22 protein-coding genes and 1 pseudogene are annotated in these 22,324 nt (G+C 55.9%); 13 read left to right on the top strand and 10 right to left on the bottom strand.

Going from position 1 to position 22,324, the window contains the following annotated elements; all coding sequences use genetic code 11:
- Positions 1-31 precede the first annotated feature (31 nt).
- A complete protein-coding gene (locus AB1287_RS12045) occupies positions 32-535 on the bottom strand; it encodes an ESA_00282 family adhesion-associated protein (RefSeq protein ID WP_312625669.1) in 504 nt (167 codons plus the stop codon).
- A 103-nt stretch (positions 536-638) separates the two neighbouring features.
- On the opposite strand from AB1287_RS12045, the gene AB1287_RS12040 reads away from it, so the two are divergent.
- From AB1287_RS12040 to AB1287_RS12030, 3 genes are all read left to right on the top strand, one after another.
- A complete protein-coding gene (locus AB1287_RS12040; RefSeq protein WP_435617899.1) occupies positions 639-1,043 on the top strand; it encodes a hypothetical protein in 405 nt (134 codons plus the stop codon).
- Between the two features lie 2 nt (positions 1,044-1,045).
- Positions 1,046-1,501 carry a cytoplasmic protein gene (locus tag AB1287_RS12035; protein WP_435617898.1) on the top strand — a complete coding sequence of 152 codons (456 nt, stop codon included), beginning with the start codon at positions 1,046-1,048 and terminating at the stop codon, positions 1,499-1,501.
- Positions 1,502-1,562: 61 nt separating this feature from the next.
- Complete coding sequence (locus AB1287_RS12030; RefSeq protein WP_435617897.1) at positions 1,563-2,459, top strand: SDR family oxidoreductase; 897 nt, start codon at positions 1,563-1,565, stop codon at positions 2,457-2,459.
- 50 nt (positions 2,460-2,509) lie between these two features.
- Here AB1287_RS12030 and exbD read toward each other — a convergent pair whose 3' ends face one another.
- Both exbD and exbB read right to left on the bottom strand, forming a co-directional pair.
- The gene (gene exbD / locus AB1287_RS12025) at positions 2,510-2,935 is read right to left on the bottom strand and encodes a TonB system transport protein ExbD (protein WP_312625665.1); all 426 of its coding nucleotides are present in this window, start codon (positions 2,933-2,935) and stop codon (positions 2,510-2,512) included.
- Between the two features lie 6 nt (positions 2,936-2,941).
- On the bottom strand, positions 2,942-3,673 hold the full coding sequence (gene exbB / locus AB1287_RS12020; RefSeq protein WP_312625663.1) for a tol-pal system-associated acyl-CoA thioesterase: 732 nt from the start codon (positions 3,671-3,673) through the stop codon (positions 2,942-2,944).
- 250 nt (positions 3,674-3,923) lie between these two features.
- Here exbB and metC point away from each other — a divergent pair, with 250 nt between their 5' ends.
- Together metC and yghB are read left to right on the top strand one after the other, a co-directional pair.
- Entirely contained in the window at positions 3,924-5,111 is a 1,188-nt protein-coding gene (metC, locus tag AB1287_RS12015) for a cystathionine beta-lyase (protein ID WP_435617896.1), read from the top strand.
- Between the two features lie 131 nt (positions 5,112-5,242).
- Positions 5,243-5,902 (top strand): DedA family general envelope maintenance protein YghB, encoded by a 660-nt coding sequence (yghB, locus tag AB1287_RS12010; protein ID WP_435617895.1) that lies wholly within the window; start codon positions 5,243-5,245, stop codon positions 5,900-5,902.
- A gap of 35 nt (positions 5,903-5,937) precedes the next feature.
- Here yghB and AB1287_RS12005 read toward each other — a convergent pair whose 3' ends face one another.
- Positions 5,938-6,837 carry an AraC family transcriptional regulator gene (locus tag AB1287_RS12005; protein ID WP_312625658.1) on the bottom strand — a complete coding sequence of 300 codons (900 nt, stop codon included), beginning with the start codon at positions 6,835-6,837 and terminating at the stop codon, positions 5,938-5,940.
- Between the two features lie 194 nt (positions 6,838-7,031).
- On the opposite strand from AB1287_RS12005, the gene yqhD reads away from it, so the two are divergent.
- Together yqhD and dkgA are read left to right on the top strand one after the other, a co-directional pair.
- On the top strand, positions 7,032-8,195 hold the full coding sequence (gene yqhD, locus AB1287_RS12000; RefSeq protein ID WP_435617894.1) for an alcohol dehydrogenase: 1,164 nt from the start codon (positions 7,032-7,034) through the stop codon (positions 8,193-8,195).
- Positions 8,196-8,434: 239 nt separating this feature from the next.
- Complete coding sequence (dkgA, locus tag AB1287_RS11995) at positions 8,435-9,262, top strand: 2,5-didehydrogluconate reductase DkgA (RefSeq protein ID WP_435617893.1); 828 nt, start codon at positions 8,435-8,437, stop codon at positions 9,260-9,262.
- Between the two features lie 81 nt (positions 9,263-9,343).
- Here the strand turns inward: dkgA and AB1287_RS11990 are convergent, their stop codons facing one another.
- The 6 genes and pseudogenes from AB1287_RS11990 to AB1287_RS11965 form a co-directional block, all read right to left on the bottom strand.
- Positions 9,344-11,581, bottom strand: coding sequence for a YgiQ family radical SAM protein (locus AB1287_RS11990; protein ID WP_312625653.1), 2,238 nt, complete (start codon positions 11,579-11,581; stop codon positions 9,344-9,346).
- 184 nt (positions 11,582-11,765) lie between these two features.
- On the bottom strand, positions 11,766-13,178 hold the full coding sequence (ftsP, locus tag AB1287_RS11985; RefSeq protein ID WP_435617892.1) for a cell division protein FtsP: 1,413 nt from the start codon (positions 13,176-13,178) through the stop codon (positions 11,766-11,768).
- An 87-nt stretch (positions 13,179-13,265) separates the two neighbouring features.
- On the bottom strand, positions 13,266-14,006 hold the full coding sequence (locus AB1287_RS11980) for a 1-acylglycerol-3-phosphate O-acyltransferase (RefSeq protein ID WP_312625650.1): 741 nt from the start codon (positions 14,004-14,006) through the stop codon (positions 13,266-13,268).
- A 155-nt stretch (positions 14,007-14,161) separates the two neighbouring features.
- Entirely contained in the window at positions 14,162-16,426 is a 2,265-nt protein-coding gene (gene parC / locus AB1287_RS11975; RefSeq protein WP_312625648.1) for a DNA topoisomerase IV subunit A, read from the bottom strand.
- Between the two features lie 135 nt (positions 16,427-16,561).
- Positions 16,562-16,751 (bottom strand): annotated as a pseudogene (locus tag AB1287_RS11970) (AraC family transcriptional regulator); the annotation flags it as partial.
- Positions 16,752-16,927: 176 nt separating this feature from the next.
- A complete protein-coding gene (locus AB1287_RS11965) occupies positions 16,928-17,329 on the bottom strand; it encodes a YgiW/YdeI family stress tolerance OB fold protein (RefSeq protein WP_435617891.1) in 402 nt (133 codons plus the stop codon).
- A gap of 151 nt (positions 17,330-17,480) precedes the next feature.
- On the opposite strand from AB1287_RS11965, the gene qseB reads away from it, so the two are divergent.
- The 6 genes from qseB (at position 17,481) to AB1287_RS11935 (ending at position 22,260) form a co-directional block, all read left to right on the top strand.
- Positions 17,481-18,155: a quorum sensing response regulator transcription factor QseB gene (gene qseB, locus AB1287_RS11960; RefSeq protein ID WP_435617890.1), complete on the top strand. Its 675-nt coding sequence runs from the start codon at positions 17,481-17,483 to the stop codon at positions 18,153-18,155.
- Entirely contained in the window at positions 18,152-19,501 is a 1,350-nt protein-coding gene (qseC, locus tag AB1287_RS11955) for a quorum sensing histidine kinase QseC (RefSeq protein ID WP_435617889.1), read from the top strand. Before qseB ends, qseC begins: the two co-directional genes overlap by 4 nt.
- Before the next feature lie 105 nt (positions 19,502-19,606).
- Positions 19,607-20,188 (top strand): NAD(P)H-dependent oxidoreductase, encoded by a 582-nt coding sequence (locus AB1287_RS11950; protein WP_312625642.1) that lies wholly within the window; start codon positions 19,607-19,609, stop codon positions 20,186-20,188.
- A 33-nt stretch (positions 20,189-20,221) separates the two neighbouring features.
- On the top strand, positions 20,222-20,536 hold the full coding sequence (locus tag AB1287_RS11945; RefSeq protein ID WP_435617888.1) for a putative quinol monooxygenase: 315 nt from the start codon (positions 20,222-20,224) through the stop codon (positions 20,534-20,536).
- Between the two features lie 411 nt (positions 20,537-20,947).
- Positions 20,948-21,556, top strand: a complete 609-nt coding sequence (locus tag AB1287_RS11940) for a LuxR C-terminal-related transcriptional regulator (RefSeq protein WP_435617887.1) — start codon at positions 20,948-20,950, stop codon at positions 21,554-21,556.
- 92 nt (positions 21,557-21,648) lie between these two features.
- Positions 21,649-22,260 (top strand): LuxR C-terminal-related transcriptional regulator, encoded by a 612-nt coding sequence (locus tag AB1287_RS11935; protein ID WP_312625637.1) that lies wholly within the window; start codon positions 21,649-21,651, stop codon positions 22,258-22,260.
- Positions 22,261-22,324: the final 64 nt, after the last annotated feature.

The following is a 22,324-nucleotide window of genomic DNA, read 5'->3' as shown; positions in this document are numbered from 1 at the left end:
GGGAGAGGGCGTCTGCCATAGTGGCATCAACCTAAACCGCCTGCGGATCCACCTGCGGGCGCTGAAACTCCGGCCATACCAGCGCCACCAGTGATGGATAGGCATTCAGGCTAAATTCGCGAAAACACTGCTGGAGGTTGAGCACGTCGAGGTCTCCGTGTGGCACCTTTTCACCATTGAGGCAGCGCTTTTTTATATTGTCATAGTACTTATACACCGCAGAATTGAGATCGCTGCAGCGCCGCTGGGCTTCAAATAACCCATCGGTAGCCTTTAATTCAGCGATACTCATCCGTTTTATTGTAGCGTGAAGAAAATCAATATATTCATGGTTGACTCGCCAGTACCATACCGGGGTTATCGCGTTCATCAGCACAGAAAAATGGTCTTCACCCTCTTCTTTACTGAGCAATTTCAGCTGCGCGGGTGCAGACGCTTCTTCCACAACGTCATTTTTAAACAGACCAGAGATGATTAAAAGAATAACAACAGTGAGCACCAGCAGGGCTATCACGAAATAAATAATACTGTTCATGGTTGGCTCCATTTTTTTTGATTTTAAATTTACACCATGATATTGTCAACGAACCCCACATCTTTACCGCCCTTATCCTGTTGAAACTAAAAGGACATCAGGCATGATACCCGAGTCGCTGATTCCGGCACGCTTTCATATTTCCGGTACAGAACAAAATACCGCAACAGCAGAAAGTCACGCTAATTTGACTCAGGGAAAGATAAGCCTCGAACATTTTCAGGCCGATATATTAGCCTCTGTCGGCCATAGCGGCCAGTCGCGCAACATGCTGCTGGAAGAGCGCGATCGCCATATTACAGACAGGCTGTTTCGTGTGGTAAAAATCGAAGCCTTTGTGCGCGTTCTCAATGATCTACAAATGGAAGGCGAAATCGACGCACAGGAATTAAGTCAAATTATCAGCGAATGCACCAATAAAATTAATGAAGACGGCAATGAAATTTGGCTTAATTTGATTACGCGAGAAAAAACCACTTCGCTTTTTTACGATTTTCAGGCTGAATAAAAATGAAAGTGGGTGAGAATAATAACGTTTATTTGACTTTAGACGACAAAAACAGCGACGCCATCATTCTGCAGCACAATCTCCAGGCACTTAAAAACGAGAAAAACGCGGTGATTGCCGAGATAGCCCGCGCGCTGGTCTCTATTCCCGCAGCGCTGGTGCGCATGAAGTGGCAGTATCGTCGGGAAATTTACGCCTTCCAGGTCAAAGAAGAGATTTACGGCGCAGCGCTTGCCGAAATCATGACGCGCAATCCTCAGCTAAAAGAGAAAATTCTGGCGCATATTGAATCAAGCTATCAGCACATTCTGGCGCGCGAGGCCGCTACACTGCGCCTGACGCGCAGGCTGTCAGACGGTAACTGCCATACCGCCAGCGTCAACATCGTTGCCCCGGAAGAACGCCACTCTCTACACCCGGCAAAAACGCCTCCGAAAGCGACAGAACATTCCGGATAGTGATCCCTGTCCCACACAGCAACTACCCTTAATAGCTGACTTCAGTGAAAAGGGGAACGCTATGGGACACGATCAGACTCGACTACAGAACCCGCTGACGCGCTATTACCGCGAAGATTACCCTCAACAGAAACAGGCCGCTCCCGGCATTCAGGCCAGGATGCAGCCGGTTCCTGACTGCGGTGAGGAGTCTTACACGGGCAGCGGCCGGTTAGCGGGCCGCAAGGCGCTGGTCACCGGCGGTGATTCCGGCATTGGCCGCGCGGCGGCCATTGCCTATGCGCGCGAAGGCGCTGACGTCGCCATCAACTATCTCCCGGCAGAGGAAGAGGATGCTCAGGCGGTGAAGGCACTGATTGAAGCTGCGGGCAGAAAAGCCGTTCTGCTGCCGGGCGATCTCAGCGATGAGCACTTCGCCCGACAGCTCCCCCATCAGGCTCACCAGGCGCTGGATGGCCTCGATATTCTGGCGCTGGTGGCCGGTAAACAGGTCGCTGTTGAAGAGATTAAGGCACTCACCACCGAACAAGTGGTGAAGACCTATACCATCAACGTGTTCGCGCTGTTCTGGATTGTTCAGGAAGCGCTGCCGCTACTGCCTGCCGGCGCCAGCATCATCACCACTTCGTCCATTCAGGCTTATCAGCCCAGCCCGCACCTGCTGGACTATGCTTCGACAAAAGCGGCAATCCTGAACTTCAGCCGCGGGCTTGCCAAACAGGTGGCGCCGCAGGGCGTACGGGTCAATGTGGTCGCACCTGGCCCAATCTGGACACCGTTACAGATTTCAGGCGGGCAAACCCAGGACAAGCTACCGAAATTTGGCCAGCAGACGCCGCTGAAGCGTGCGGGTCAGCCTGCTGAGCTGGCGCCTGTGTATGTCTATCTGGCGAGTGAGGAATCGAGCTATGTCACCGCAGAAGTGCACGGCGTATGCGGGGGAGAACATCTGGGCTAAAAAAAACCGACGCAGAGGGATCTGCGTCGGCTTCATGACTGAGTGGAAAATTATTTCGCCGCAGCGTGCTCTTCACCCACCAGGCCGATTTTCAGATAGCCTGCCTGATGCAGAGTATCCATTACCTTCATCATCGTTTCGTAGTTAACGGTTTTATCCGCACGGAAGAAGATGGTGGTGTCTTTCTTGCCTTCGGTCAGGGCATTGATGGCATTCACCATGCTCTCTTCGGTAACCGGATCGTTACCGAGGAACATGCTGTTATCCGCTTTGACCGACAGATACACTGGCTTGTCCGGACGCGGCTGCGGCTGGCTGGAGGAAGCCGGCAGATTCACTTTGACATCTACAGTTGCCAGCGGCGCGGCCACCATAAAGATAATCAGCAGCACCAGCATGACGTCGATAAACGGCGTCACGTTGATCTCATGCATTTCGCCGTTGTCGTCCAGATTTTCGTTCAGACGCATTGCCATTGGCTGTCACCCTACCCGTAATTTCTGGGCGGTACGTACCGGCGGCGTGCCGCTGGCGTTCAGGTCGAGGTCACGGCTTTGCAGCAGCAGAACCTGTGCGGCCACATCGCCGAGCAACGCCTTGTGGCTGCCAATCATGCGGGCAAAGATGTTATAGATAACCACTGCCGGGATGGCGGCGAACAGACCGATCGCCGTGGCCAGCAGCGCTTCTGCGATACCAGGTGCAACCACAGCAAGGTTGGTGGTCTGCGTCTGGGCAATACCGATGAAGCTGTTCATGATGCCCCAGACGGTACCGAACAAGCCGATGAACGGAGAAATCGCGCCGATGGTCGCCAGATAGCCGTTACCACGGCCCATATGACGGCCAGCCGCCGCAACGCGTCGCTCAAGACGGAAACCGGTACGCTCTTTAATGCCTTCGTTATCTTCGGCGCCTGCGGAGAGTTCCAGCTCGTTCTGCGCTTCGTTGAGCAGTTGAACGCTGAGGCTTTTGGCCGGGAAGGCGGAAGCGATGTCGCTTGCCTGATTCAGGGAGCGGGCTTCACCCAGTAGCTGTTGCTCACGCTTGAGGCGGCGCTTTTGCGACAGCAGTTCGGTGCTTTTACTGAAGAAGATTGCCCAGGTGACAACCGATGCCAGAATCAGGCCGATCATGACCACCTTAACCACGATGTCGGCATGATGATACATACCCCAAACGGAGAGATCCGCCTGCATCAAATTATTACCCACTCTGTATCTCCAGGATCCAAATCACAAAATCTGAGCGTAATGATATCAAAAAGTCGTCGAATTGATAGTCGTTCTCATTACTATTTACATATTGACGCAATCATCACTAAGTTTCATTGCGCTCACGCAGGAAAAAGGGGCTTTACTGCGTTCCAGCAAAATTTTCTGCTTAATCTGCTCGCTCCTCGTACTTCACCCTGCAATCATGTTAGTTTAGACGTCCAGACGTATAAAAACAGGTAAGACGAACATGTCCGAAAAGCAACTTGATACCGTGCTGGTGAACGCTGGCCGCAGTAAAAAATACACGCTTGGCTCGGTGAACAGCGTTGTTCAGCGCGCGTCATCTCTGGTGTTCGACACGGTCGAGGCCAAAAAGCACGCCACGCGCAACCGCGCAAAAGGCGAACTGTTCTATGGCCGTCGCGGCACCCTGACGCACTTCTCTTTGCAGGAAGCTATGTGCGAGCTGGAAGGCGGTGCCGGGTGCGCCCTGTTCCCCTGCGGCGCGGCCGCCGTGGCCAACGCCATTCTGGCGTTTGTCGGGCACGGCGATCACGTCCTGATGACCAACAGCGCCTATGAGCCAAGCCAGGATTTCTGTACCAAAATCCTCGCGAAGCTTGGCGTCACCACCGGCTGGTTCGATCCGCTGATTGGCGCGGACATCGCCGACCTGATTCAGCCCAATACCAAAGTTGTGTTCCTGGAATCTCCCGGCTCCATCACCATGGAAGTGCATGACGTTCCGGCAATCGTCAGCGCGGTACGTCGCGTTGCGCCAGAAGCCATCATTATGATCGACAATACCTGGGCTGCGGGCGTGCTGTTTAAGGCGCTTGAGTTTGATATCGACATTTCGATTCAGGCCGCCACCAAATACCTGATTGGTCATTCCGACGGCATGATTGGCACCGCCGTCGCAAATGCCCGCTGCTGGGATCAGCTGCGTGAGAATGCTTACCTGATGGGTCAGATGGTCGACGCCGATACCGCCTATATGGCCAGCCGTGGATTGAGAACCCTCGGCGTGCGTTTACGCCAGCACCACGAAAGCAGTCTTAAAATTGCCGAATGGCTGGCTCAGCATCCGCAGGTAGAGCGCGTGAACCACCCTGCGTTGCCGGGAAGTAAAGGCTATGAGTTCTGGAAACGAGACTTTACGGGCAGCAGCGGTCTTTTCTCATTTATTCTCAAAAAACGCCTGAGCGACAGCGAGCTTGCGGCCTATCTGGACCACTTTACGCTCTTCAGCATGGCCTACTCCTGGGGCGGCTATGAGTCACTGATTTTACCGACACAGCCAGAACAGCTGGCGGCTATTCGTCCGGACGGCAAGCCGGATTTCAGCGGTACGCTGATTCGCCTGCATATCGGTTTAGAAAATGTTGACGATCTTCTCCTCGATTTAGCGGCGGGCTTTGAGCGCATCGTGTAAAGTGGCAACCGATGGACACAATTTCAGACAGTCTCCGCAAAAAACTGCCTGCATTGTTGCGTCCGGGATCAAGGCATCCCGGGCGATTCAGGAGTACACTACACAGAAAATGTCAGTCCACAGGAAAGTCCATGGTTGTTATCCAGGAGATTGCCGCCGCACTCTGGCAGCATGATTTTGCCGCGCTGGCGGATCCCCGCGTGGTGGGTGTTGTTTATCTGGTGATGTTTGCAACGCTATTTTTAGAAAATGGTCTGCTCCCTGCGTCTTTTTTACCGGGGGACAGCCTGCTCCTGCTCGCGGGGGCGCTGATAGCCAAAGGCGTGATGGACTTTGTGCCGACGTTAGCCATTCTTACGGTCGCTGCAAGCCTCGGCTGCTGGCTGAGCTATATTCAGGGTCGCTGGCTTGGCAACACAAAAACGGTGAAGGGCTGGCTCTCGCAGCTGCCGGTGAAATACCACGAGCGGGCAACCTGCATGTTCGACAGGCACGGTTTACTGGCCCTGCTGGCAGGGCGTTTCCTCGCGTTTGTCCGCACCCTGCTGCCAACCATGGCAGGTATTTCCGGTTTATCAAATCGCCGCTTCCAGTTCTTTAACTGGCTGAGCGCCGTGCTGTGGGTTGGCGTGGTGACTAGCTTTGGCTACGCGCTGAGCATGATCCCGTTTGTGAAACAGCACGAAGACCAGGTGATGACTTTCCTGATGATCCTGCCGATTTTCCTGCTGGTCGCAGGCCTGCTCGGTACGGTAATTGTGGTGATTAAGAAGAAGTACAGTAACGCCTGAATTCGTTTTCCCCGGTGGCGCTACGCTTACCGGGGCTACGCTCCCTGCATTCCCCGAATACGCGCCGCATCCTCGCCCGGCGTCATCCCGAAGTAGCGCTTAAACTCCCGGCTGAACTGGGACGCGCTCTCATACCCGACCTTCATCGCCGCGGTGCTGGCCTTCAGGCCATCGTGAACCATCATCATCCGCGCTTTATGCAGGCGGTAGGTTTTCAGATATTGCAACGGCGAGGTGCTGGTTACCGATTTGAAGTTGTGATGAAACGCCGAGACGCTCATGTTGGCTTCAGCCGCCAGCTGGTCCACGCTCAGGTTTTCCGTGTACTGACTCTCAATGCGCTTCAGCACGCGGCTTATCAGGCTGAAGTGCGTCTGGCGGCTGACCAGCGCCAGCAGCGCGCCACCGCGTGGCCCCATCAGCACGTGATAAAGCATTTCACGGATAATCTGTTTACCCAGAATGCGCGCATCCAGCGGGCGCTCCAGCACATCCAGCAGCCGTTCAGCGGCGCAGAGGATCTCCTCAGATAATTTGGCAGAGTTAATCCCGCTCGCCGCCATCGACGGATGGAACAGTTCATCTTCGCCGATGTCCATCAGCAGCTCCTGCAATTGCAGAATATCCACGTTCAGCCGCAAACCCGCCAGAGGGACTTCCGGCGTAGCGAACGTTTCACACTCGAACGGCAGCGGCACCGTCAGGAGCAGGTATTCCGTGGCGTCGTAGCGGAAAACGCGCTCGTTAATGTGGCCGATTTTATGGCCGGAAAAGAGAAATACGATGCCGGGCTGGTACATCACTGGCGTGCGGGTACCGGGCTGTGTGCCATAGAGCAGGCGAATATCCGGCAGCAGCCGGTTCAGCACTTCTTCATTATTTTTCAGCTGCTTAATTTTCTCTGTCAGCAGCTGACAGGTCTCTTCACGGTTCATGGCAGGCGATATCCGGGGTCTCTTTCGATGAAGACATTGTGAGCTTAACTGTTCATTTTCTCCAGCCACCTGGAGAAATGGGCAATACATCGGCAGGTTTGTGCATTGAGGCAATCGGGTCACAGGACCACAATACGTTCCATCAGGCAGCCTCCTGCTGTCGTCTTTTTCACCCGAAACAGAGGGAATAAGCCATGTTTAATTTCGACCTGCACACTCCAACCCGTATTTTATTTGGTAAAGGCGCCATTACCGATCTGCGCGCGCAAATCCCGGCTGACGCCCGCGTACTCGTCACCTACGGCGGCGGCAGCGTCAAAAAGACCGGCGTGCTGGACCAGGTACTGAGCGCCCTGAATGGTCTGGACGTGCTGGAGTTCGGCGGCATCGAGCCTAATCCGTCTTACGAAACGCTAATGAACGCAGTAAAAATTGCCCGTGATGAGAAGGTCACTTTCCTGCTGGCCGTGGGCGGCGGCTCCGTACTCGACGGCACGAAATTTATCGCCGCAGCCGCGCACTATGCTGACGGCGTCGATCCGTGGGAAATCCTGCAAACCCACGGCAGCAACATCAAAAGCGCAATTCCGATGGGCTCCGTGCTGACGTTGCCTGCCACGGGTTCAGAATCGAATATGGGTGCAGTTATCTCCCGCAAAACCACCGGCGACAAACAGGCGTTTATGAACCCGCTGGTGCGTCCGGTGTTCGCCATTCTGGATCCTGTTTACACCTACACCTTGCCGCCGCGCCAGGTTGCGAACGGCGTAGTGGATGCTTTTGTCCACACCGTTGAGCAGTACGTGACTTATCCGGTAAACGGCAAGATTCAGGACCGCTTCGCCGAGGGCATTCTGCTGACGCTTATCGAAGAAGGCCCGAAAGCGCTGAAAGAGCCAGAGAACTACGACGTGCGTGCCAACGTAATGTGGGCGGCCACTCAGGCGCTGAACGGTCTGATTGGCGCAGGCGTGCCGCAGGATTGGGCAACCCACATGCTCGGCCATGAGCTGACGGCGATGCACGGCCTCGATCATGCCCAGACTCTGGCAGTCGTACTGCCATCGCTGTGGAACGAAAAACGCGACACCAAACGCGCTAAACTGCTGCAATATGCGGAACGCGTGTGGAACATCACCGAAGGCACTGATGATGCCCGCATCGACGCCGCCATCGCCGCCACCCGCAGCTTCTTTGAAGCGATGGGCGTCCCAACGCGTCTGTCCGACTACGGCCTGGACGGCAGCTCCATCCCGGCGCTGCTGAAAAAGCTTGAAGAGCACGGCATGACGCAACTCGGCGAAAAGCAGGATATTACCCTTGAGGTGAGCCGTCGCATTTACGAAGCGGCACGCTAAGGCTTTTTCCGCTTAACCTTTCGTTTTCTCGTATTTCGTCCAGACTTAATGTTACTGATTTGCCGGAGGGCACTCACTCCTCTCCTCCGGCAACGTTAATTTCATCCCCTGAATAGTTCGAGTTGCAGGAAGGCGGCAAGGGAGTGAATCCCCAGGAGCTTACTGAAGTAAGTGACTGGGGTGAGGGAGTGCAGCCAACGCATCTGCGGCTCGAAATATGACGGGGAAAGGAGGAATGCATGACACATCCAACCGTAATCAAACTCCAGGACGGCAACGTGATGCCGCAGCTGGGTCTTGGCGTGTGGAAAGCAGGCAACGAGGAAGTCGTTACCGCCATTAATAAAGCGCTGGAGGTCGGCTATCGTTCTGTTGATACCGCCGCAGCGTACAAAAATGAGGATGGCGTAGGCAAGGCATTAGCCAGCGCTGGTGTCGCGCGCAATGAGCTGTTCATCACCACCAAACTGTGGAACGACGATCAGAAGCGCCCGGCTGAGGCCTTGCAGGAGAGCCTTGATAAGCTCCAGCTCGACTATGTCGACCTGTATCTGATGCACTGGCCGGTTCCGGCTATCGATCATTACGTTGAAGCGTGGCGCGGCATGATCAAACTCCAGGAGCAGGGTCTGGTCAAAAGCATCGGCGTGTGTAACTTCCAGCTCGCTCACCTGCAGCGGCTGATAGACGAAACCGGTGTCTCGCCAGTTATCAATCAGATTGAGCTTCACCCGCTGATGCAACAGCGTCAGCTTCATGCCTGGAACGCGACCCACAAAATTCAGACTGAGTCCTGGAGCCCGCTGGCGCAGGGCGGCGAGGGCGTATTCGACCAGAACATCATTCGCCATCTGGCTGAAAAATATGGTAAAACCCCGGCACAGGTTGTGATTCGCTGGCATCTCGACAGCGGGCTGGTGGTTATCCCGAAATCGGTCACCCCGGCGCGTATTGCCGAAAACTTCGACGTCTGGGATTTCCGTCTGGATAAAGATGAGCTGGGGGAAATCTCGAAACTCGACCAGGGTAAACGCCTCGGGCCGGATCCGGATCAGTTTGGCGGTTAAGCCCCAAAAGTAAAAGACCACCTTCTCAGAAGGTGGTCTAAGATTGACAGCAAAACGCCCGGTCATTGGCCGGGCGTTTTTTTATGGCTTCGCCGCACGCTTAGCGGCAGGTTTCGGCCTGCGGGCCGCCGCATTTCTTGCAGTAGACGCGCCGGCTTTCGCGGCACCCTCCGCAGGCTTGCGAGCCCCAGGGTTACGCTGATGTGCCACCGGCGTATGCTTGGTCAGCGCCGGGCGAGTATGACGATTCTGGCGACGCGCTTCACGCATTTCATCCAGCGTCGGAGACGGCACCAGGCATTCGCGACGACCGCCAATCAGATGCTTTTTACCCATCTCTTCCAGCGCCTGACGAATCATCGGCCAACCCGCCGGATCGTGGTAGCGCAGCAGCGCCTTATGCAGGCGACGCTGTTTATCCCCTTTCGGAATAAAGACATCCTCACTCCTGTAACCAATCTTACTCAGCGGGTTTTTACCGGTGTAATACATGGTCGTCGAGTTAGCGAGCGGCGACGGGTAGAAGTTCTGCACCTGATCGAGACGGAATCGGTGACGCTTCAGCCACAGCGCCAGGTTCACCATGTCTTCGTCCGTGGTGCCCGGGTGTGCGGAGATGAAGTAAGGGATCAGGTACTGCTCTTTCCCGGCCTGTTTTGAATAGGTATCAAACAGCTCTTTGAAGCGGTCGTAGCTGCCCATGCCCGGCTTCATCATCTTCGACAGCGGGCCCTCTTCGGTATGCTCTGGCGCTATCTTCAGATAGCCGCCGACGTGGTGCGTCGCCAGCTCTTTGATATAGCGCGGATCTTCCACAGCAATGTCGTAGCGTACGCCAGAGGCGATCAGGATCTTCTTGATCCCCTTCAGATCGCGGGCGCGGCGATAGAGGTTGATCGTTGGCTCATGGTTGGTATCCATGTGCGGGCAGATATCCGGGTAAACGCACGAGAGACGACGGCAGGTCTGCTCGGCGCGCGGGGATTTACAGCGCAGCATGTACATGTTGGCGGTTGGGCCACCCAGATCGGAGATAATACCGGTAAATCCGGGAACCGTGTCGCGAATGGCTTCGATCTCGTTGATAATCGAATCTTCAGAGCGGCTCTGAATGATGCGCCCTTCGTGCTCGGTGATCGAGCAGAACGAACACCCGCCGAAGCAGCCGCGCATGATATTGATTGAGAAGCGGATCATCTCATAGGCCGGAATGCGGGCGCTGCCGTATGCCGGGTGAGGCACGCGCTTGTAAGGCAGCGCAAACACGCTGTCCATCTCTTCGGTAGAGAGTGGGATCGCGGGCGGATTCAGCCAGATATAACGGTCGCCGTGCTTCTGCATCAGCGCGCGGGCGCAGCCTGGGTTGGTTTCATGGTGCAGGATGCGCGAGGCGTGCGCATACAGTACTTTGTCGCCTTTCACTTTCTCGTAGGAAGGCAGCAGCACATAGGTTTTCTCCCACGGCTTTGGCTTCGGTGGCTGTACGGTGATGCGTTTGGCTTCGGCTTTTTTCGGCTCGACGGGCTTGTTGTCGGCACACGGCAGGTCTTCACCATAAGGATGCGGAATCGGGTCGATTTTCCCCGGCGTATCGAGACGGGTGGAATCCACTCCGCTCCAGCCCGGCAGCGCTTCTTTTACCATGATCGCGGTGTTGCGCACGTCACGGATCTGCGCCACCGGCTCTCCCATCGCCAGGCGATGCGCGACTTCCACCAGCGGACGCTCGCCGTTGCCGAAAATCAGCATATCGGCCTTGGAGTCCACCAGCACCGAGCGGCGAACGGTATCAGACCAGTAGTCGTAATGCGCAGAGCGGCGCAGGCTCGCTTCGATGCCCCCCAAAATGACCGGCACGTCTTTCCAGGCTTCTTTGCAGCGCTGAGTGTACACGAGTGTGGCGCGGTCCGGACGCTTACCCGCTACGTTATCCGCGGTGTAGGCGTCGTCGTGACGCAGCTTACGATCGGCGGTATAGCGGTTGATCATCGAGTCCATGTTGCCCGCGGTCACGCCGAAGAACAGGTTCGGTTTGCCCAGACGCATGAAGTCTTCTTTGCTGTTCCAGTCCGGCTGGGAAATGATCCCGACGCGGAAGCCCTGGGCTTCAAGCATGCGTCCGCAGATGGCCATCCCGAAGCTCGGGTGGTCGACGTAGGCGTCGCCGGTCACCAGAATAATGTCGCAGCTGTCCCAGCCAAGCTGATCCATCTCTTCCCGGGACATAGGTAAAAAAGGCGCCGGGCCGAAACAGGCTGCCCAGTACTGGGGCCAGGAAAAGAGATCGCGATCCGGCTGGATCAGGGAAATTGCGCTCATAGTGCTTCCGGGTGGTTAAAAAAGAGACATCAAAAGGCGGCGATTATACGCTGGTTTTATAGGGGAATTGAAGGGTGAGATGCAATTTTTCCCCTCACCCTAACCCTCTCCCCAAAGGGGCGAGGGAACAGTATCTGCCGGATTTTCTCCCTCTCCTTTCCAGAGAGAAAGGGCCGGGTGAGGGTTAAGGCGCCGGGTTCACCAGTATCTGCCCGATAGACCCGCGGTCGGCCAGCTCCAGCGTCTGGCTGGAGAACTGGAACGGGAAGTGTGGCCACGACGGCTGGCCATAGTACACCAGCAGCTCGACCTGCCCATCGACCCAGACCGTATCTTTCCAGCCACGGTCTTCCGGGAACGGCATCGCACCGTTTACGTTGCGGATCTGGAACATCACGCCTTCAATATGGAACGACTGCGGGCTATCGGCGCGCAGCGTCCAGCGTTCCCACGAGCCCTGCTGCGCGGTCACGTCGATGCGCTGCGGATCCCAGAGCTGACCGTTGATGCCCGGATCGTCATTGAGCGTGAAGTCGCGGCTGCGAACAGGCGTGCCGGTCAGAATCTCTTCCGGCAGCAGGCGCATCGGCAGGCTGTCGGTCACCAGCGGCAGCAGCCCGGTCGGGCGCAGCGTCAGCACCAGAGTGGAAATCAGAATGCTCGACGGCTCGAAGAAGCCGCGAATACGGTCAACGATGCTCGCCGCTTCACCGCAGGTGATCGACACTTCGTCACCGTTGGTCATATCGACCAGAATTTCACGACGCTCGCCCGGCGCCAGTGAAAGCTGTTTGACGGATACCGGTGCGGGCAGGAAGCCCTGATCGCCCGAGATCACGTGCAGCGCCCGCCCGTCGCTCATCTGCAGCAGATAGCGACGAGAGTTTGAGGCGTTCAGCAGGCGCAAACGCACCCAGCCGCGCGAAACTTCGACATACGGGCTCTGCGCACCGTTCACCAGCAGCGTATCGCCGACGAAGCCGCCGCTGCCCGGCTCGCTGTATTCCGGCGCGCCAAAGTTATCCAGGCGCTTGTCCTGAATGATGACGGGAAAATCGTCCACGCCGTAGTGATTCGGAATAGGTAAGGACTTACTCACGTCGTCTTCTACCAGCCACATTCCGGCGAGGCCGTTATAGACCTGCTGCGCCATATGGTTAGGCGTGTTCGCCTGATACCAGAGCGTGGAGGCGCTCTGGCGAATCGGCAGTACCGGCGCCCAGTCCGCGTTCGGCGACATCATACGCGCCGCACCGCCAATCAGCGGGCCCGGCACCTGCAAGCCACGAACGGTCATCGCCACGTTTTCCGTCAGGCGATTGCTGTAGATAAGCTTGACGTCATCGCCGCTCCAGACGCGGATCGTCGGCCCCAGATAGCGTCCGTTCACGCCCCACACCGGCGCTCGTGTGCCCTGGGTGAAAGACCAGTGCGTACGCTGTAGCGTCAGGAACAGCGGCTGTCCACGCCGTGATTCCAGAAGCGGAGGGATGGGCAATGCAGGCTGCTGGCCCGCCGCATTTGCCCTCAGCGGCACGGCGCCAGCACAAAGCGCAATTCCGGATGCCTGAATAAACTGACGCCGACTGAGTGACATATAAACTCCATGAGACAAACTGCTAAATAGAGGGAAACCGTTCCCAAACAGCGTGGCAGGCCAGCGCAGAGCAGCCTGGTAACACGTTTACTTTTTCTTATTCGCCGCTTCGCGCTCAGCCACTTCCTGGTCGAGTTCAGCGATTTTCGCCTTCATCATTTCACGGCAGTGCGTGGCGAGGGCGCGAACCTGATCTTTACCCCAGGTACTGGTATCAATCGGCGGCAGCATCTCAACGATCACCAGCCCGTTATTGAAGCGGTTGAGGTTGATTTTGTTCGACGTGTTGGACACGCACACCGGCACAATCGGCACGCCTGCGGCAATAGCGGCATGGAACGCCCCGGTTTTAAACGGCAGCAGGCCGCGGCCGCGGCTGCGGGTGCCTTCCGGGAACATCCAGAAGGAAATTTTGCGCTTATTAAAGGCATTAACCACTTCGGCAATGGTGCCATGTGCTTTCGCGCGGTTATTACGATCGATAAGCAGGTTGCCCGTCAGCCAGTAAAGCTGACCGAAGAACGGGATCCACAGCAGGCTTTTTTTGCCTACGGTCACCGTTGGCGGCAGCACGATGTTGGAGGCCGTCACCATATCGTAGTTGTTCTGATGGTTGCCGATATAGATGGCGTTACCGAAGTTTTCATACCCTTGCGGCAAACGTTTTTCGACTTTCAGGCCAAAAACGGGCGCCAGTCGACCGAACATATGACCAAAGGTCGCGACGTGTTTTGGATTACGTGGGCTAAACAGACAATAAATGCAGCCAAAAACGCACACCAGGATGCAGTAAATGACAACGATGATTGCGCGAAAAATCAATAGCATAGCTACCTCTGAGATCCTGAACGCTTAGAGTTATATATCGATCAGGTGATATGACTTGCGGAACCCTTTTCCGATTATTGTTAATCGCAGCGCACGAATTAACAACGGTTTACCGCAAATTTTATAGCCCCTTCCGGCAGGAAGGGGCATCGGAGTTACTCTTCGCTGTCGCCCGCGCCCGCAGCAGGACGCAGCGGTGAATCAATGTCGATACGGTCGATTTTCTGCAAGCCTCGCATCAGCGTGCCGCGACGACCGCGCTCGCCGGTCACTTTTTGCAGCTCTTCCGGACGCAGCTTGATCTTCCGTTTTCCGACATGAATCGTCAGCGTACTTTGCGGCGGCAGGATGTAGAGATGCGCGAGGCCATCTGCGCCCTTCGCCGCATCGGCGGAAGGAATGCCGATGATCTTATTGCCCTTGCCTTTCGACAGCTGTGGCAGGTCGCTCAGCGGGAACATCAGCATGCGGCCTGCCTGGGTGATGGCAAGCAGCATATCGGACTCATCTTCGATCACCAGCGGCGGCATCACCTGCGCATTTTCCGGCAGGGTGATGAGCGTCTTCCCGGCGCGGTTACGTGCAACCAGGTCGTTGAAGGTACAGACGAAACCGTAGCCGGCATCGGAGGCCATCAGCAGCTTCCGATCGTCATTTTCCATCAGCATATGCTCGACGGTGGCACCCGGCGGCAGCGTCAGCTTGCCGGTGAGCGGCTCGCCCTGCCCGCGCGCTGACGGCAGCGTAATCGGGTCAATGGCGTAACTGCGCCCCGTGGTGTCGACAAACACCACCGGCTGATTACTCTTGCCTTTCGCCGACGCTTTCCAGCTGTCTCCCGCTTTATAGCTCAGGCCTTTAGCGTCGATATCATGGCCTTTGGCGCTGCGCACCCAGCCCATCTGCGACAGCACAATGGTGACCGGTTCAGACGGCAGCATATCGTGCTCGTTCATCGCCTTCGCTTCTTCGCGCTCGCGCAGCGGAGAACGACGGTCGTCGCCAAAGGCGTCAGCGTCAGCCTGCAGCTCTTTCTTCAGCAGGTTGCTCATTTTGCGATCGGAAGCGAGGATCGCCTGAATCTGATCGCGCTCTTTCTCAAGATCGTTCTGCTCGCCGCGAATTTTTACCTCTTCCAGTTTGGCGAGGTGGCGCAATTTCAGTTCGAGGATCGCTTCAGCCTGAGTTTCGCTGATGCCAAAGCGCGACATCAGCGCCGGCTTCGGCTCATCCTCAGTACGAATGATCTCAATCACCTCGTCGATGTTGAGGAACGCCACCAGCAAACCTTCGAGGATATGCAGGCGCTTGAGGACTTTTTCCAGGCGGTAGTTCAGACGGCGGCTGACGGTATCACGACGGAACGCCAGCCATTCGGTGAGGATCTCCAGCAGGTTTTTCACCTGCGGACGGTTATCCAGGCCGATCATGTTCAGGTTGATACGGTAGCTTTTTTCCAGATCGGTGGTGGCGAACAGATGGTTCATCACCTGATCCATGTCCACGCGGTTGGAACGCGGCACAATCACCAGGCGAGTCGGATTTTCGTGATCTGATTCATCGCGCAGATCGTCAACCATCGGCAGCTTTTTGTTGCGCATCTGGCTGGCGATTTGCTCCAGCACGCGCGCACCGGAAACCTGATGCGGCAGCGCAGTGATCACCACGGCACCGTCTTCTTTCTTCCACACCGCGCGCATACGCACGGAGCCGCGACCGCTCTGGTAAATTTTACGGATATCGGCACGCGAAGTGATGATCTCTGCTTCGGTTGGATAATCCGGCCCCTGCACGATGTCGAGCAGTTCGTCGAGGGTGGTTTTCGGTTTTTCAATCAGCGTGATGGCCGCCTGAGCCACTTCGCGAACGTTGTGCGGCGGAATATCCGTCGCCATACCGACGGCAATGCCGGTGGTGCCGTTCAGCAGAATATTCGGCAGGCGGGCCGGAAGCATGCGCGGCTCCTGCAGCGTGCCGTCGAAGTTCGGCAGCCAGTCCACGGTGCCCTGGCCAAGTTCACCCAGCAGCACTTCGGCATATTTCGACAGGCGCGATTCGGTATAACGCATCGCCGCGAAGGATTTCGGATCGTCCGGCGCCCCCCAGTTCCCCTGGCCGTCGACCAGCGGGTAACGATAGGAAAACGGCTGCGCCATCAGCACCATCGCTTCATAGCAGGCGCTGTCGCCGTGCGGGTGGTATTTACCCAGCACGTCACCGACCGTACGGGCGGATTTTTTGAATTTGGCGCTGGCGTTCAGCCCCAGTTCGGACATTGCATAGACAATGCGACGCTGGACCGGCTTCAGGCCATCGCCGATAAACGGCAAGGCGCGATCCATGATGACGTACATGGAGTAGTCAAGGTACGCCTTTTCCGTAAACTCATGTAGCGCAAGGCGCTCTGCCATATCGCTCATTAATTGTGATTCCTCAACGAATTCGCCCGGCCATGCAGGGGGCAATATTGCCGCAGATAGTACCTTATCTGTCGCGCTGAGTCACAGGAGATAAGCAGTTTTGCCGCAGCGGTGGAATGCTGCGGCATGGTGCCGTTACGCCAGTGGCAAAGAGATATCCGTTTGCAGTTCGCTCCGGTACATCATTGACGAAATTGAGGTAATGGAAGAACACCGGCGCATCGCGCAGGGTTTCGCCGCTGCCCGGCAGCCAGTCGCGAAACAGCGACCAGACCGTCTGCGACAGGTTATCAAGCGATCCGATGTGCCGCCCGACCGCGAAACGCCTCCGGCGGCGTCGTGGCCGGGTCATCCCAGGCCATGCTGCTGAGATTGTCCAGCGTCAGCGGTTCGTCCAGATGGCCAACTTTGCCCGAACGATCGAGGGTAATCCTGACCGATCTTTCGCAAGTGTATCAGAGGTGCAAACAGCGCCACCGCGGGAGCGGCGGCACAGAAGGATTATTTGCTGACTTTGCTGATTTGCTTCACGTCAATTTCAACGGAGTTCCAGTCTTTGTCGACTTCACCCTGAATTTCCACCACGTCGTTCGGCGTAACGGTGACGCCATTCCAGCGCTTATGGCTGATGTCCACGTTCACGGTGCCGCTCGAATCCTTGAAGGTATAGGTGTCGTCAGACAGGCGCTCAACGATGTTGCCGCGCAGCGTCACCCATGCGTCATCGCGCATCGATTTTGCTTTCTCAACGGTGGTGACGGTGCCGTTCGGACCGACGAAACCGCCGCTCTGGCTGCTGGTCGCCGTTGAGCCCGGTCCGCTGAATCCGCCCTGGGTATTGGCGGCAAACGCCGGGGCTGACATCAGGGCCACAATGGCCGCTATTGCTAAGGTTTTTTTCATGATTACTTCTCCCTTTGAGTAGACTCTGGCCCCCATTAAACAGGTCAATACTTAACGAGTTCTTAAGGCGAAAAAAGAAAATTTAATGCTGTACACCGCCGTCGCGCACGGGTTTACTGACCCTCGACGTCGGGGCAAACGAGAGGTAAGGATGCGCATTTTACTGGTGGAAGACGATAAGCTTATCGGCGACGGGCTGAAGACCGGGCTCGTCAAAATGGGCTTCACCCTGGACTGGTTTACGCGCGGCGAAGAGGGGAAAGCGGCGCTCTACACCGCGCCCTATGATGCGGTGATCCTCGACCTCACGCTGCCGGGCATGGATGGGCTGGAGATCCTGCGCGAATGGCGATCTCAGGGGCGCAAAGAGCCGGTGCTGATTCTGACCGCACGTGACGCGCTGGCTCAACGCGTGGAAGGCCTGCGCGCCGGGGCCGACGACTATCTTTGCAAACCGTTCGCGCTGATTGAAGTCGCCGCCCGTCTGGAGGCGCTGATTCGCCGCGTGCACGGCCAGGCCAGTAACGCGCTGCGCCACGGCCCGCTGACGCTCAACCCCGACAGCCTGACCGCAACCCTGAACGACGAGCCCCTGACGCTGAAGCCAAAAGAGTTTGCCCTGCTTGAGCTGCTGATGCGCAACGCCGGACGCGTGCTGCCGCGCAAATTAATAGAAGAAAAGCTCTATAACTGGGACGACGATGTCTCCAGTAACGCCGTGGAGGTTCACGTGCATCACCTGCGCCGCAAGCTCGGCAGCCATTTTATTCGCACCGTACATGGGATCGGCTACACCCTCGGTTCACCAAACGCAGGTGACAAATGAAGCGCCTTCGCTATATGAGTCTGCGCCTGCGCCTGACGCTGCTGTTTATCCTGTTAACGCTCGTCGCCTGGAGCTGCGCCAGCTTTATCGCCTGGCAGCAAACCACCCACAAGCTCGACAAGCTGTTCGATACTCAGCAGATGCTGTTCGCTAAGCGCCTGAGCGCGATGGACTTCAATGAGCTGCATGTCGCCACGCCCGCGCTGCGCACCAAAAAGAAAATTAAGCACGGCCATCTCGACGACGATGCGCTGGCGTTCGCTATTTTCACCACCGACGGACGGATGGTGTTGAACGATGGCGACAACGGGCGCGATATTCCCTATCACTATCGCCGGGAAGGGTTCGACGATGGCCGCATCAAAAACGACGACGATGAATGGCGTTTTCTGTGGCTCACCACCGCCGATGAAAAATACCGTATCGTCGTTGGTCAGGAATGGGACTACCGTCAGGAGATGGCGCTGGACATCGTCACTTCACAGCTGACGCCGTGGCTGGTCGCGTTGCCTTTGATGGTGCTGTTACTCATCCTGCTGCTGAGCCGTGAGCTCGCGCCGTTAAAAAAGCTGGCCCGCACGCTGCAACGTCGAACGCCGGACTCAGACGAACAGCTCAGCACGGAGGGTGTACCAGGAGAAGTGCGCCCTCTGGTACAGGCCCTCAACCAGCTTTTCAGCCGCTCCCATAACATGATGGTACGCGAGCGACGCTTCACCTCCGATGCCGCCCACGAGCTGCGCAGCCCGCTGACCGCGCTGAAGGTACAGACGGAAGTGGCGCAGCTCTCGATGGACGATCCGGCAAGCCTTGAGAAAGCGCTGTCGCAGCTGCACTTTGGTATCGATCGCGCGTCACGCCTGGTGGAGCAGCTGTTAACCCTGTCGCGTCTGGATTCGCTGGCGGAGCTCGACGACGTGGAGACGCTTTCGCTTGCCGATTTGCTGCAGTCTTCGGTGATGGATATCTACCACACGGCGCAGCAGGCGAGGATTGAAGTCCGTTTGCATATCACTGCGCCTGAGGTCCGACGCAAAGGCCAGGCGCTGCTGCTAAGCCTGCTGGTGCGCAATCTGCTCGACAACGCCGTGCGCTACAGCCCGCGCGGCAGCACGATTGACGTAACGCTGGATGCGCGCGGCTTTACCGTCCGCGACAATGGCTCCGGCATCAGCCCCGAGGCCCTCGCCCGCATAGGCGAGCGCTTCTATCGCCCGCCGGGCCAGGATGAACCCGGCAGCGGTCTGGGACTCTCCATCGTCCAGCGCATCGCTGCCCTGCATCATATGAGCGTGGTCTTCAGCAATGCACCGGAAGGCGGGTTTATCGCGCGCGTCAGCGGATAGAACGATTATTGCTCAAACAGCAAAAGACTTTGCACATTTTGCGAATTTCATCGCAATGCCGTCGGCGTTACACTAAAGGCAAACGTATTTGTCTGAGGAATAACGATGAGCAAGATCCTGATTATCAATGGCGGTAAGAAATTTGGTCACTCCAACGGTCAGCTGAACGACACCATGACCGAGGTCGCGGACGGCTTCCTGCGCGACGCCGGGCATGAAGTCCGTGTTGTGCGTGCTGACAGCGATTATGACGTGAAGGCCGAAGTGCAAAACTTCCTGTGGGCCGACGCGGTTATCTGGCAGATGCCGGGCTGGTGGATGGGTGCGCCGTGGACCGTGAAAAAGTACATTGACGACGTATTCACCGAAGGTCACGGCTCCCTGTACGCCAGCGACGGCCGTACCCGTTCTGACGCCAGCAAAAAATATGGCTCCGGCGGCCTGATTCAGGGCAAAAAGTACATGCTTTCCCTGACCTGGAACGCACCAATGGAAGCCTTCACCGAAGAAAACCAATTCTTCCACGGCGTGGGCGTTGACGGCGTGTACCTGCCCTTCCATAAAGCTAACCAGTTCCTCGGTATGGAAGCGCTGCCGACCTTTATCGCCAACGACGTGATCAAAATGCCGGACGTGCCGCGCTATGTAGCAGAATATCGCAAGCATCTTGGCGAGATTTTTGGTTAACTGAAGGCCTGCATAAAAAGGAGTGCGTTTATTATGTTAACCGTTATTGCTGAGATCCGTACCCGTCCTGGTCAGCACCACCGTCAGGCCGTACTGGATCAGTTCGCGAAAATTATTCCAACCGTGCTGAAGGAAGAAGGCTGTCACGGCTACGCGCCAATGGTTGACCACGCCGCAGGCGTGAGCTTCCAGGCGACCGCGCCGGACTCCATCATCATGGTCGAACAGTGGGAAACCGTTGCTCATCTTGAAGCCCACCTGCAAACTCCACACATGAAAGCGTGGAGTGAAGCAGTTAAAGGCGACGTACTGGAATCTGAAATCCGCATTCTTGAGTCCGGTATCTGATTTCACCCCGCAAGAAAAAACCGCAGCCCTTACGGCTGCGGTTTTTTTTATTCTGAATGTCTTAACCTGCCGTCTGCATCCTTTCCCTCCTGCCCGCCTGATTTTAACGGCTTTCAGCTTGTCCCAGTGACCTGCATTTTCTCTCTTCATCCTTCTTGCTTCATTCGAAAATAAAGGAACAATCCGCCCAATAACAATGATATCTAAAAGCTTACCGCACGCGACAATGTCAGCACAAAACACTGAAAATAAGACATAAAACCATTACTTTAAGATTATTAAAATAAAATATGCACTTAAAAAGTATAACGTTGCAAAACCACACTCCGAGTGACGATAATTTGTCTACGGCTGATGCCCTTTTACACAAGAGGATGCCGCTGGGTTCAGGAGACGCAAAGGAATAATGCTATGCATAGCGCAAGGACAATACATATTCTGACCAATGATGCCTGGCTCGTGGCAGGAATCACCTTAGCGCTACGGGAATGCTGCGCGGGCACGGCAGTTTACGCAGCCCCTGCCCTACAGGAATGCATCGCGTCTCTGGAAGCGATCAGGAACAACGCTGGCGACGATGACATGGTCGTTATCAGTATTGATGATGTGGCATTGCTGAAAGCCGTTTCGGCCTATATAGAACAACCTGAATTACGCACTATAGTCATGCTGGATGTCGCACTTGACTCGAGTTTCATTATCTATGGCTGGCTTTGCCTGACTTCAAAAAAAGCGACCGGCCAGCAACTTTTACAGCTGGTACATACGCTGGGCCAGAGATCCGAAGCCAGTCCGGCGTTTATCACTCCCCAGGAAAAACGCGTTCTGTCCGGGCTGCTGCGGGGCCATAGTAAAACCTCGATAGGCGCGAAAATGCACCTTTCGGTAAAAACGATAAGCCACTTAAAAATTAACGTCGCGCGCAAAATTGGCGCCGCGCGTTCTAACGACGTGGTACTGCTGCGTTATATGCATATGTTTCACAGCAGTATACACATTATGAGCATGCTGGACGCCTGAGTCCATTATTGGCGCAGGCATCGCTGCGATCGCCGTGCCAACGGTTATTTGTTATATGCCAGGAATCATTAATAACTGGAGGGAGAACTCTTATGGACAGAGCGCGGATTATCAATATTGCTGTCGTCGACAGCTGCGAATACGTCACTATCGGACTGTCGGCATTAAGACATGATGAAAAGGATACGGTTTATTTAACTAACTATCCGAACCTTTCCGCTCTGGCGGACAGCGAGACGCAATATGATATTATCCTTTATGACCCACTGACCGCCAACGGGTTTTTAGTCGATATTCAAAGCGATATTCGCGATCTCCGCGAGCGTCAGCCCACGGCAAGTATCTATATTTACTCCGCAGGGGCTGGCTTCCTCGCGCCGGATGATGTTGATGGATCAATTAATAAGCTGATTTCCCTGCGTGAAGTCAATGCGCTGTGGAATGTGATTATCACCAAGAGTAAAAATGCCGGTATTCATTATGGCCTGAATATTAATATAGCCGGACGCGATCAGGTTCCTTTAACTGACGAGGAAATCAGCGTGATGCGCGGCTATTCCGGAAACCTTAAGACCAAGCAAATCGCCAACTATATGGGATGCAATGTAAAAACGGTTTACCTGCATAAGTATGCCGCCATGCGTAAATTAAATACCCAATGCAATAGCAGGTTTTACTCTTCTCTCAGACATATTATCTGCTGATCTGACGTCTGCCCTGCAAATCGACGGGAACCGTCCGTAACTCCGAATTAATGACAGCCGCTGC

Source organism: Scandinavium sp. UTDF21-P1B, assembly GCF_040750395.1.
Classification (GTDB): domain Bacteria; phylum Pseudomonadota; class Gammaproteobacteria; order Enterobacterales; family Enterobacteriaceae; genus Scandinavium.
This window is presented reverse-complemented; position numbering and strand designations above follow the sequence as displayed.